This window comes from Niabella sp. CPT15-335-S11, from assembly GCF_058792415.1.
Window position 1 is genome coordinate 110907 of the sequence record NZ_JBYTEI010000001.1, and the last position, 12190, is coordinate 123096.

Here is a 12190-nt window from a genome sequence, read left to right on the forward strand (position 1 = left end):
ACTCTAGTTCATTTCTTCCAAAAAACAGGAAACTTACTTGCTTCGCCGTAATCGGTTATTGGTTTGATATTTAGCAAAACTTCCATATCATTTGCGGATATTTCAAAATCGGCATCCGCATTGGTTTTCATATTTTTTGGACTGACTGTTTTTGGCAGGGGTAACAATCCCAGTTGAATGCAATAACGGATGGCCAGCTGTGCCACGCTGACATTATATTTTTCAGCCATCTTAACCACTTCCTCATTCCTGAACAACTCCCCATGCGCCAGGGGCGAATAGGCTTCCACCAGGATATTGTGCTGCTGGCAGTAATCGATCAACCCTTTGGGTGTATTACTGATATGAGTTAATACCTGATCCACCATGGGCTCAACGGTAGCTTTTTCAGTTAACTTCACAATGTCCACAATCAAAAAGTTTGATACCCCGATAGCTCGAAGCTTACCGGCTTTGTAAGCATCTTCAAGGGCCCGCCACGCTTCCAGGTTTCCTTCAAAATACCTTTCCTCACCCCCAAATTCCGCCCAGGGTGTCGGGCTGTGAATGATCATCAGATCAACATAATCCAGCCCCAGTTTTTTGAGCGATTGATCAATGGAAACAACGGCTTTGTCGTAGACTTTTATATCTGCTGCAAGTTTGGTTGTGATAAACAACTCTTCCCTTTTTACGCCACAGGCCCTGATACCCTTCCCAACGCCTCCTTCGTTATGGTAAGACTGGGCGGTATCAATATGCCGGTACCCGATCGCTACGGCTTCAACTACAGCCTTGGCAACGGTTTCATCAGGAATGAACCATGTTCCAAACCCTATTTTCGGAATTTCCACACCATTTGACAAGGTGTATTTTTCATTTAGAATCATAACTAATTTTTTTATATATTATCGGATATGTTTACCTGTTTAGCTCTTTGAAGATCCGCGATGCCGCTTCCCAATCCGCTAATCAGCGGTTATATGTATCGATACAAAGTCATTCGTCGCTCTCCCGTCTTAACCAAAATTCCTTGTTTTATCGCCCATGCCAAATCCCGGCTTGCCGTTGGCGCGGAGATATTTTTAAAATATTGCAAATACTTGCTTCTGCTGAACGTATTTCGTCCTGCTTCCCCTGCAAAAAGAGCTATCCTGTCCGCCATACTAAGGATTTTAGTTTGAGATTTCAATAGCTCCTCCATAGCATCCAAAATGATCCCGAGCATAAACTCCACGAACACCGTTGAGTTGCCTTTCTTATCTGATTCTGAGAGTCTGGAATAATACTTATTCTGCCTTTCCTTGATTAAACCTTCTATCGGTAGATATTCAAAAACTGGATTCACTTGCATCAGAATCAATGTTTGCCATAGCCGGCCCATTCTGCCATTTCCATCTGTAAAAGGATGGATAAACTCCAGCTCATAATGGAAAACGCAACTTTTGACCAGGATCAGATCTTTATCCTTTTTCAAATAGTCGAAAAGATCCTTCATTAAACCCCTGACCATGGTCCCACCCGGAGCTATATGTTCCAACTGAGTACCTTTTAAGATACCAACGTTTGTCGTCCTTAATTTACCTGCATTAGAGACCAACCCATGCATTAATATGGAATGGGCCTGTTCAAAATCCTTTAATCTATAAGGATTGAACCGGTAGATTTGTTCATATACTTTAATTGCGTTTTGGACTTCGATAATATCCTTCTGAGGAGCCAATACCCGTTGGTTTTCAAGTAATGCGGTAACTTGTTTTTCTGAGAGAGCGTTCCCTTCGATCTCCAGCGAAGACTGAATCGATCTTATCCGGTTTCTCTTTCTCAGTTCGGCTTTAGGTTTTTGCAAATGAAAAGCTTTAATCTCCCCTAACTTCTCTGAAATTGAAGCCACCAGAGCCATTATCCTGTCTGTTATCTGATAGGGCGGTTTTGACATGATAGTATCATTTGATACTATCAAAATTAAGCGAAAGCTGGCACCAATCTAAAAAATGCCAGGGTCATTTGCGATTATCAAATAATACTAAAATACTTAGCATTTAATTGAGTTAATGTCTTATCTTTACTTTATGTTTTATCGGAGAAAGATCATACTGGCCATGCTTCAACAGATGGGTGGAACCATAGAGAAGATTTCGCTGCAGAAACTGCTATTCCTATTTTCACAACGACAGCAGACTCCGACATTTGATTTTATACCCTACAAATACGGCTGCTATTCTTACTCTGCCGTTGCTGATTTAACGACAATGTCCAGGAAGGGCTTGTTAACAGAGGATGATGCTCGTGTAACGATTAACAGTACGCAGAACTATATCCATGAGCTGCAAGTTACTGATCAGGAACGCCTGATTGAAATAAAAAATCTTTACGGTAATTTGAGCGCTAACGCTTTGATGAGGCACACTTATATAAACCATCCTTACTGGGCGATTAATAGTATAAAGGCCTCAGAATTACTTAACCTTCAGCAACTCCAGCAGGTACAATTAACCAGACCTAAGGGCGACCAGACCATCCTATTTACGATTGGTTATGAAGGTATTTCATTGGAGGAATACCTGAACCGCTTGATCCGTCATGATGTAAAAGTGCTGGCTGATGTACGCAATAACCCAGTGAGCATGAAGTTTGGATTTAGCGGTAGCCAACTAAAACGTTATTGCGAGAATCTGGGAATTGGTTACTTGCATTTCCCGGAGGTCGGCATAAAATCCGAACAAAGGCAGCAACTGAATGCGCAATGTGATTATGATAAACTATTTGAGACCTATAAAAAAGAAAACCTCAAAAGAACAATTAATACGCAGGAGAAGATTTATCGTCTGCTCATGCAATACCAACGCATTGCATTAACCTGTTTTGAAGCCAATATTTGCCAGTGTCATCGTAAGCATTTAGCAGAGGCGATACAGGACCTGCCGGGGTTTACCTATGAAATTAAGCATATTTAAATATGGCCTTAACTAAAGTTTTAATAACCGTCAAAACCTATCCCACATTATCAGCGAAATATGATGAGCTCGTGTGTACCGCAGGCTTCAGAGAGGATGGTACATGGATAAGAATATACCCGGTGCCCTTTCGGAAAAAGGCTTATCACGAACAGTATAAGAAATATGACTGGATAGAATTGGATCTTGTAAAAAACGAAAAAGACTTCAGACCTGAAAGTTATCGTCCCAAAACATTAGAACAGGAGATAAAAGTGGTAGGGCATATTGACACCCTTAAGAATTGGGAAGAAAGAAAGCAAATTTGCCTTGGCAAAGTATATGATGATCTCGACAGACTAATTTCCGAAGCATACAACAAGAACAGGGGAACTTCTCTGGCGGTCTTCAAACCGGTAGAAATTATTGATTTTTACTCGCAACCAGCGGAACGTGAATGGTCCCGGAGTAAGATCGAAAAGCTAAAGCAATACAATCTCTTCGAGACCAACGATGTGGGCAGATTTGACGTAGTAAAAAGACTACCTTATAAATTTAAGTTTAGGTTTAAAGATAGTAAGGGAAAAGAAAGCCTATTCATGATTGAGGATTGGGAAACAGGCGCTTTATACTGGAAACAACTGGTAAAATATGAAGGCGATGAAAGCAGGGCTATTGCCGATGTGCGAAAAAAATACTTGGAAGATTTTGCCAAAACCAAGGACCTCTACTTTTTTCTGGGGACCACTCAAACCTTTCACGCAAGGAAGGCGCCCAACCCTTTCTTGATAATTGGCACATTTCATCCGAAGCTGGAATTACAAGGCAGGCTGTTTTGAGACCATTTATCCTATATATAACCTAACTCTCATTATCCGCCCCATTTCAAGATTTTTCTTGGAACAAAAAATCCCCTTATACAATTGGGGTTTCGTACACAGATTTGTATGTGATTTTTATCCCGAAAACCTGTGCCCGTTCAAAATTATTCTCCCAAAAATAAAATCCTTTCCCAAGCCAGTCAAAATCGTTTTCGCTCGCTTTCAACATCAGCTCACCAGAAACGATAGAATCCCTTACGCTTTGGTCGCACCCGTGAAAGCCAATAATCAATCCTGGCTTTATACTGTACATATCCTATTTATTGTCAAGCGGATTTTACGGCAAGTTTTTTTGCAGATTTCCCTTTGGGCACAAGCAAATGAGTAACACCCTTCTTTTTCAAAAAAGCACTTGCGGCGGCTTTCGAAGAAGAAACCTCCCTCTTTTGTTTTTCAAGTGCAGCCTTAAGTGTATCGTAATCTTTCTTATTCACTATGCTACGAAATTACCGTTAATTCCTCATTTTATCAAATTGACACTTCGAAAGCCAATATCCTACGGGCCATTTGATATAGTTGCTTTGACATGATAGTATCATCTGATACTTTCAAAATTAAGCGAAAGCCGGAACCAATCTTAAGAAATGTCAGCTTCATTTGCGATTATCAAATAATACTAAAATATTTAGCATTTAATTGAGTTAATCTCTTATCTTTACTTTATGTTTTGGCGTAGGACGATCAAGTGGATCTAGCAATGTACCGTGAAAGGGTTAAAACCGTAAATAGCGATTTATACAAATATGCAATTAAGTGATATCAAATTATTTCGTATTATGCATATTGGAAACGTCCCACATATGCTACAAAACGGTATCACTCATATTTCGACAAACTCCAACCCAGAGTATATTTCGATTGGCGATATTAGCATGATCAATTTCAGGAAAGAAAAAATAGTGACAGTCGACAATGGCGACTTTCTAAGCCAAAATGCCTACACCATCAGAATCGGCGATTTTATTCCTTTCTATTTTGGATTGAAAATGCCAATGCTATTTGTTACGCAAAAGGGCGGGAATTTTGTGACCGCCCCTACTCCGGCAGAAGATATCATTTACATTGTTTGTTCGCTTCAAAAAATTATAAATTCGCCCGCAGAGTTCTATTTTTCAGATGGGCATTGTGCAAATAAATTTACTTCGTTCTACGACAAGACAAAAATCGAACGGCTCCCAACGATCATTGACTGGCGTGCAATCAATTCGACATATTGGGGTGGGGACGATAATCTGACCTTAAAAAGAAAAAAGCAGGCGGAATTCCTCGTTAAGAATGAAGTGGCAAAAGAATTAATAATTGCTTTTGTTTGTTACAATGAAAAAGCAGCGAACCGGTTGATTAACATGGGCGTAGAAAAAGGAACGATCAAAATCACAAAATCAGCCTATTTTTAAGGTCGTAACAATGATACAATACCTCACAGGAAATATTTTTGAGAGCCCGGCAGAAGCTCTCGTAAACACAGTAAACACCAAGGGTGTTATGGGTAAAGGCATTGCCCTGCAGTTCAAAACATACTTTCCAAATAATTATAAATCGTATGTGGAGGCTTGTAAAGCTGGAGAGGTCGTTACAGGGAAAATGTTTCTGACCCGGGATCAAAATATTGAAGCCAGAGAAAAATGGATCATTAATTTCCCAACGAAACATGATTGGCGGAAGCCTTCGGAATATCATTTCATAACTTCTGGATTAGATGATCTTGTCCGAGTTATCAGGGATAAACATATAAAAAGTGTTGCAATTCCCCCCCTTGGTGCAGGCAACGGAGGACTTGATTGGCGGAAAGTAAAGAAAATCATCCAGGAGAAATTGGGTAATCTGGATCAGGACATATTTGTATATGAACCCTACAACGAAATAGCGGAACACCTGAAAAAAGAGCGCATCAGACTTACTGACGCCCGTGCACTATTATTGTATGTTTTGTATGATCTTGTCCGAAACGGAGAATTTGCGTCTGAGTTTTCAAGTGAAAAAGTGTGTTACTTTTTACAACGATTTGGGGCTGAGAAATATTTTAGACTTGAATTCGAACCTTATTTCTATGGACCGTATTCCGGTAAGGTTCGCTTTGTATTAAACGCACTTAATGGTAGTTATATCATGGGGTTCAGCGACATGAATAAGAGACCCTTTGACCCTTTAACGCTTATCGCCGATGGCTATGAAACGGTAAGGGCTCATGTTGAAAGCAATCCAGAATTGTTTGCAATAGCCCGTAAGACGATTACTTTTCTGGATGGCTTCTATTCGGATTTTGCTCTCGAGTTGCTTTCCAGCATTGACTATATTGTACAAAAGACAAAAAAAATAGACCGCAATCTAATCAGTGAAGAATTGAAAGCGTGGAGCGGCAGAAAGCGCACGCTATTTAGTGATCCGAAATACCTGGATATATCCATTAGACATCTCAAGCAAAATCTTACAGTATAGCATCTACTCCTCAATCTTCTCATCCTCCAGCCGCGACGTGACTTCCGGCATGACCTTCTTCAGAGGATTGGAACGGTTCTCATCGTATTCGAGCCGGTTATCAATAATATCCATGCAGGAAAATACCGCCTCCCGGAAAGAAGCCGGATCCGCCTGGTCCTTACCCGCTATATCAAAAGCTACACCATGATCAGGTGAAGTGCGGACAATCGGTAACCCCGCGGTGAAATTTATTCCCTCGCCGGCAGCCAGCGATTTAAACGGTATCAGTCCCTGATCATGATACATGGCCAGCACCGCATCAAAATGTTCAAAAGAACCACGGGCAAAAAAAGCATCGGCACTATAAGGCCCAACAGTCAGGATATTATATCCATTCCCTTTCGCCTGCCGGATCGCCGGCTCTATCACCTCTATCTCTTCCCGCCCAACCAAACCATTATCACCGGCATGCGGATTCAGCGCCAGCACCGCAATCCTGGGTCGCTGGATGGAAAAATCACGTTTCAGACTGGCATTCATGATCGACAGCTTGCTCAAAATTGCAGCCGTTGTAATTTCAGGCGCCACCCCATGAATCGGCACATGCTCCGTCACCAGCGCCACACGCATATTGGTCGCGCACATCATCATCACCACATCATTCGCCTTAAATGCCTGCTTCAGATAAGGGGTGTGGCCGGTATAACTAAACTCTTCTGACTGTACATTGCTCTTGTGAATAGGAGCCGTAACCAGCCCATCAATTTTCTGCTGCTTCAGAAAATCTACCGCCGTGCGCAGTGAAATAACCGCGTATTTACCACCCGTTTCGTTAAGCTCGCCCGGTGTGATCGTCACCTCATCCTCCCAACAGTTGAAAATATTGACCTGCTTGGGATTCAGCTTATCGATCTCCTTTGTATGAAAAAAAGTGAAATTTGATTCGGCCACCGTCTTACGGTAAAAGTTGACCACTTTATTACTGGCAAAAATAACAGGCGTGCACAACTCTGTAAGCCTCGGGTCTGAAAAGGTTTTGATGATCAGTTCAATCCCGATGCCGTTCAAATCGCCGCAACTGATACCAATAACCGGTTTTTTTCTGTTTGTCATAATTTCTGAAAGACTGTAAAAATACACAATTTGATCTCAACATTTACAGGCGTCTGCAAATCAAAAATTATCGGAAAGTAGTGGAAGCACGGTGCGTCCTGACTCCCCGGCATATAATTAGGACGCCAGCAAACCATAAAAGCCACGAAAGCATGGGACGAGCCGGGCTCATACCCAACCCTTAACCCCAGCTGCCCCATAAATCACCGAAGGCCCGTATTTTTGCGCAATGTATGTGCTGAAGAAATCCTTAGGGCAACATTTTCTGACAGATGAGAACATCTGCCGGAAGATCCTGTCTGCCCTGGAACAGGAGCATTTCACACAACTGCTGGAAGTGGGACCCGGTGGCGGCGCACTCACAAAATACCTGGGAAAATCCACCGGGTTTGATTTCAAAGCGGTAGAACTGGATGATGAAAAAGTCGCCTACCTGTCAAAGACCTACCCGGAACTATCCGGAAAACTCATACACCAGGATTTCCTGGATATGGAACCTCCATTCACCGGCGAATTTACCGTGGTCGGAAATTTTCCGTACAACATTTCCACGCAGATACTGTTTAAAATCCTTGACTGGAGACAGCAGGTACCGCTGATGCTGGGGATGTTCCAGAAAGAAGTGGCCCAGCGCACTGCCGCACCGCCCGGCAACAAAGTATACGGCGTGCTGAGCGTGCTGATCCAGGCCTTTTACAACCTGGAATACCTTTTTGATGTACATGAAAATAGTTTCAACCCGCCGCCCAAAGTAAAGAGCGGCGTTATTATTTTGCGACGCCGGACAACAATTCCGGGGATGGCCAGCGAGAAAAAATTCTTCCTCCTGGTGAAAACAGCTTTCGGACAACGGAGGAAAACCCTGCGGAATGCAGTCAGACCACTTTTCACGGACGAGGTACTCACTGAAGAAATATTTAACAAACGTGCGGAGCAACTTTCTGTGGATGATTTTGCCGCACTGACTTTTAAAATGAATTAGCGTGAACAATAAAGTTTTTATCACGGGCAATGCCCACCCCTTTTTACAAAAAGCACTGGCTGAAAACGGCTACGATGTGGTTTACGCCCCCGCAATAACCTATGAAGAGTTGAAAGCTCAGATCCATGAAGCACGTGGCCTGGTGCTGACAACCCGTATCCGCGTGGACAGAGCCCTGATCGATGTAGCACCCTCCCTTAAATGGATCGGCCGGCTGGGAAGCGGTATGGAGCTGGTAGATGTTCCCTACGCACAAAGTAAAGGTATTCAATGTGAGAGCAGTCCGGAAGGCAACCGCAATGCCGTTGCCGAGCACTCCCTGGGCATGCTGCTGATGCTGATGAATAAAATGAATATCGCCACACAACAGGTAAAACAGGGGATCTGGGAGCGAAGTGCCAACCGGGGCACCGAACTGACGGGCAAAACCGTGGGTATCGTGGGATTTGGCAATACCGGGGGCGCCTTCGCTAAACTGCTGGCTTCCTTTGACCTGACCGTCCTGGCCTACGATTTGTACAAGAACGGATTCGCGCACGATTACATTAAAGAAGCCTCCCTGGAACAGGTCTGCCGCTACGCGGATATCATCAGCTTTAACCTGCCGCTAACAGACCTCACCTATCATATGGTGAACCGGGAACTGATGGCATCCATGAAGAACAAACCTATTATCCTGAACGCCTCCAGGGGGAAAGTGGTGCATACCGCCGACCTGATCCACGGTCTCAAAGAGGGACTGATCTCAGGCGCCTGCCTGGATGTGCTTGAGAATGAACGGTTAAGCACCTACAATCCCACGGAAAAAGAGCAGCTCGACTGGCTATGTGCCCAGCCTAATGTGATCATAACCCCGCACATCGCGGGTTACAGCCACGAGGCTTTCCTCAGGATGGTGACCGTGCTCCTCAAGAAGCTGGGAATCGGATAGTCCCGACAGTTTTGCAGTGCGCCCGCTCATTCAGAACCCTTAGAAGGAACCCATTTTTGATGCTTTTTAAAAGGGCTGAATTATTTTTTTGTTTCGGAATAATTGGATATATTTGTAGTTAATGTATATGCAACGCTTCGGTGTAAAACCTGAGGCGTTGTTATTTTTTTCTGTTATCTATAAAGAAAATGGTTATGAATGGGATTCATTATGTAACAAAAGAGACCCTGGAAATAATGAAGGAAGAGCTTCAGCACATGAAAGCGGTCGACAGGCCGGCGGCCAGCCGGGCTATTGCAGAAGCCAGGGAAAAAGGTGATTTAAAGGAAAATGCAGAATATGATGCAGCTAAAGAAGCGCAGGGTTTGCTGGAAGCAAAAATCGCTGCTATGGAGGGCGCACTTGCCAATACCCGCATTGTAGATGCATCCACGATCGATACCAGCAAGGTCTCCATCCTGACCAGGGTAAAACTCACCAACATGAAAACGAAAAAACAGGTAACCTACCAGTTGGTTAGCGAGCAGGAAGCAGACCTGAAGGCCGGCAAGATTTCTGTCGCCTCACCGATCGGCCAGGGAATCCTGGGTAAAGAAGCCGGCGAGGTCGCCACCGTTCAGGCGCCTGCAGGGATTCTTGAGTTTAAGATTGAAGAGATCAGCCTTTAACATCCCGGGCGGAAGGACCGCCCAGGCACCAATGATATTGAACCGGGCATTGCCCGGTTTTTTGATGCTAACCACTATCTTCCCCACTAAAAATTAAGATTTTTGTTCGTTTAGATGCAGCTTAGAAAAAATGACAACTATTTACGTTTTTGTAGAATAGAAATATTTTTCGGTGTTAATTCTACAATAAATGTATTTATTTTACATTTCCCGTAGAATTATTTACTATATTCGTGTGGTTAGTCTAAAACAATCAAGGTTATGTTAGTCCTTTTTTCACTAAAAAACTTTAGAACTTTCAAAGAGAAGGTCACTTTGAGCATGGTCGCTTCAAATTACGATAAAGTAACACGAGAAAGCGACAATGTGTATGATTACCAAACACATGGATTGAGGTTACTCAAGAGTGCCGTAATTTACGGCGCGAATGCCAGCGGAAAGAGCAAAATAGTGGAGGGTCTTGGATTTATGAGTTACTTCGTCATAAATAGCTCCAAAGAGAGTCAGGAAGGTGAAAAAATTGGAGTCGAACCGTTTAGCCTTTGTGCGGAGACAGAAAATCAGGCGTCTGAATTTGAAGTAGTTTTTATCCATGAAAATACGCTTTACCGGTATGGGTTCGAAGCTACGAGAAACAAGGTCGTTTCTGAATGGCTCTATTATAAGCCAAAGACTAAAGAGATAGAGCTCTTCTATCGGGATGGCAATGATTTTGATACACATTCGAGAATTTTTACAAAGGGACGGGCAGTGATCAAGGAGGGGCTGATCAGGGATAACGCACTTCTGGTTTCGGTTGCAGCACAATTTAATGAGAGAACAGCCATTCAGGTCATTGAGTGGTTTAAACGGCTTAAGATACTTTCGGGATCAGATGAATCCAGCTACCAGGGATTCACCATGCATAAAACCGAGAGTCCCACACACAAAACAAAAATACTAGAATTATTAAAGGCTGCGGATCTCGGCATTCAGGATATTGAACTTCAGAAATTAGACATTAATAAATTACCTAAAAACATGCCAATTGAGTTGAGGAACAAGATCATCAAAGAAGTTAAAGAAGAAAAGGCGGAGTACATTTCGGACGTACTTACAACTCATAAAAAATATGATTCCTCAAGGAATCCGATAGGGCGCGTTAATTTATCCATGGATGGCGATGAATCATCAGGCACCAGGAAATTTTTTGCTCTAACGGGACCGACCCTTGACGTGATGGAAAACGGCTACACGCTGGTAGTGGATGAGCTGGATTCAAAGTTGCACCCGAACCTGGTTTGTAAAATTGTTTCATTATTCAATTCTAAAGAACAAAACACGAAGAATGCCCAACTGATTTTTAACACGCACGACACCAATTTACTGAGCTCTGGGCTATTCAGGCGCGATCAGATCTGGTTTACTGAAAAAAACAAATACGGCGAAGCAACACTCTATTCTCTGGCTGATTTCAAGTCTGACGACGTTAGGAAAAATGATCCTTTTGAAGAAAATTACATCAGGGGGAAATATGGAGCTGTTCCGTACTTAGGTTTGTTTGAAGATTTAAATACGAGATTATTGCGATATGAAAATGAAGAACAAAAAAGCTGAGCAAATTGCGGCAAAAGAAAAACATAAGGAACAATTAAAAATTAAGCGAAGATCTCAATTCAACTTGGAGAGGCCTCCGGCAACATTACTGGAAAAGCCATTAATTCTAATTGTCTGTGAGGGGGAGAATACAGAGCCGTCTTATTTTAATCAATTCCGGTTGTCGTCTGCAACCGTAATATCAGTTGGAGAGGGCTTTAATACCACTTCATTGGTAAAAAGGGCCAAGAAACTCTCAAACAACGGAAAATATGACCAGGTCTGGTGCGTATTCGATAAAGACGATTTTTTAGACAAAAACTTTAATAACGCAATCAATTCCGCACATTCACAGGGTTTTCATGTGGCATACTCCAACCAGGCATTTGAATACTGGCTAATACTTCATTTTGAAGATCACCAAGGGGGGCAAATGCATCGATACGATTATTCTAAAAAAATCGAAAAGATCCTCCAACCGAGAGGGCTTACATTTGAGAACAAAATAATAGACGAAGGCTTTTTTGAACTATTAAATGAAGAGGAAAAAAAGACGAAGAGACGGAGGGTTAACCTGGCAATTGAAAGAGCAGAAAGAAACTACAACAATCTCAACCATGAAAATCCCGCTCAAGAAGAATCGTCTACAACCGTGTTCAAATTGGTAAGGGAACTTTTGAAATTTGTTTAGTTTCGTGCGGCCA

The 12190-nt window shown here is 42.7% G+C and carries 14 protein-coding genes; 9 read left to right on the forward strand and 5 right to left on the reverse strand.

Annotated elements, in window-relative coordinates; genetic code table 11:
* Nucleotides 1-8: 8 nt before the first annotated feature.
* Complete coding sequence (locus tag AC3WS5_RS00460; protein ID WP_492465216.1) at nt 9-869, reverse strand: aldo/keto reductase; 861 nt, start codon at nt 867-869, stop codon at nt 9-11.
* Nucleotides 870-958: 89 nt separating this feature from the next.
* Complete coding sequence (locus AC3WS5_RS00465; RefSeq protein WP_492465217.1) at nt 959-1918, reverse strand: Fic family protein; 960 nt, start codon at nt 1916-1918, stop codon at nt 959-961.
* A 115-nt stretch (nt 1919-2033) separates the two neighbouring features.
* Between AC3WS5_RS00465 and AC3WS5_RS00470 the strand changes: the two genes are divergently transcribed.
* A complete protein-coding gene (locus AC3WS5_RS00470) occupies nt 2034-2936 on the forward strand; it encodes a DUF488 domain-containing protein (protein WP_492465218.1) in 903 nt (300 codons plus the stop codon).
* A 2-nt stretch (nt 2937-2938) separates the two neighbouring features.
* Nucleotides 2939-3754, forward strand: coding sequence for a DUF8758 domain-containing protein (locus tag AC3WS5_RS00475; RefSeq protein ID WP_492465219.1), 816 nt, complete (start codon nt 2939-2941; stop codon nt 3752-3754).
* 76 nt (nt 3755-3830) lie between these two features.
* Here AC3WS5_RS00475 and AC3WS5_RS00480 read toward each other — a convergent pair whose 3' ends face one another.
* Together AC3WS5_RS00480 and AC3WS5_RS00485 are read right to left on the reverse strand one after the other, a co-directional pair.
* Nucleotides 3831-4049 (reverse strand): hypothetical protein, encoded by a 219-nt coding sequence (locus tag AC3WS5_RS00480; RefSeq protein WP_492465220.1) that lies wholly within the window; start codon nt 4047-4049, stop codon nt 3831-3833.
* Nucleotides 4050-4062: 13 nt separating this feature from the next.
* Nucleotides 4063-4230, reverse strand: coding sequence for a hypothetical protein (locus AC3WS5_RS00485; RefSeq protein ID WP_492465221.1), 168 nt, complete (start codon nt 4228-4230; stop codon nt 4063-4065).
* A gap of 342 nt (nt 4231-4572) precedes the next feature.
* On the opposite strand from AC3WS5_RS00485, the gene AC3WS5_RS00490 reads away from it, so the two are divergent.
* Together AC3WS5_RS00490 and darG are read left to right on the forward strand one after the other, a co-directional pair.
* The gene (locus tag AC3WS5_RS00490) at nt 4573-5193 is read left to right on the forward strand and encodes a DUF4433 domain-containing protein (RefSeq protein ID WP_492465222.1); all 621 of its coding nucleotides are present in this window, start codon (nt 4573-4575) and stop codon (nt 5191-5193) included.
* A 10-nt stretch (nt 5194-5203) separates the two neighbouring features.
* Nucleotides 5204-6235, forward strand: coding sequence for a type II toxin-antitoxin system antitoxin DNA ADP-ribosyl glycohydrolase DarG (gene darG, locus AC3WS5_RS00495; protein WP_492465223.1), 1032 nt, complete (start codon nt 5204-5206; stop codon nt 6233-6235).
* Nucleotides 6236-6238: 3 nt separating this feature from the next.
* On the opposite strand, the gene pdxA is transcribed toward darG, so the two are convergent.
* Nucleotides 6239-7330, reverse strand: coding sequence for a 4-hydroxythreonine-4-phosphate dehydrogenase PdxA (pdxA, locus tag AC3WS5_RS00500; RefSeq protein ID WP_492465224.1), 1092 nt, complete (start codon nt 7328-7330; stop codon nt 6239-6241).
* A gap of 229 nt (nt 7331-7559) precedes the next feature.
* Between pdxA and rsmA the strand changes: the two genes are divergently transcribed.
* The 5 genes from rsmA (at nt 7560) to AC3WS5_RS00525 (ending at nt 12177) form a co-directional block, all read left to right on the forward strand.
* A complete protein-coding gene (rsmA, locus tag AC3WS5_RS00505) occupies nt 7560-8312 on the forward strand; it encodes a 16S rRNA (adenine(1518)-N(6)/adenine(1519)-N(6))-dimethyltransferase RsmA (protein ID WP_492465225.1) in 753 nt (250 codons plus the stop codon).
* 1 nt (nt 8313) lies between these two features.
* Complete coding sequence (locus AC3WS5_RS00510; RefSeq protein WP_492465226.1) at nt 8314-9243, forward strand: NAD(P)-dependent oxidoreductase; 930 nt, start codon at nt 8314-8316, stop codon at nt 9241-9243.
* A 194-nt stretch (nt 9244-9437) separates the two neighbouring features.
* Nucleotides 9438-9911 carry a transcription elongation factor GreA gene (gene greA / locus AC3WS5_RS00515; RefSeq protein ID WP_492465227.1) on the forward strand — a complete coding sequence of 158 codons (474 nt, stop codon included), beginning with the start codon at nt 9438-9440 and terminating at the stop codon, nt 9909-9911.
* A gap of 261 nt (nt 9912-10172) precedes the next feature.
* Nucleotides 10173-11507, forward strand: coding sequence for an AAA family ATPase (locus AC3WS5_RS00520; protein WP_492465228.1), 1335 nt, complete (start codon nt 10173-10175; stop codon nt 11505-11507).
* Nucleotides 11482-12177 carry an RloB family protein gene (locus AC3WS5_RS00525; protein WP_492465229.1) on the forward strand — a complete coding sequence of 232 codons (696 nt, stop codon included), beginning with the start codon at nt 11482-11484 and terminating at the stop codon, nt 12175-12177. Before AC3WS5_RS00520 ends, AC3WS5_RS00525 begins: the two co-directional genes overlap by 26 nt.
* The last annotated feature ends 13 nt before the right edge of the window (nt 12178-12190 follow it).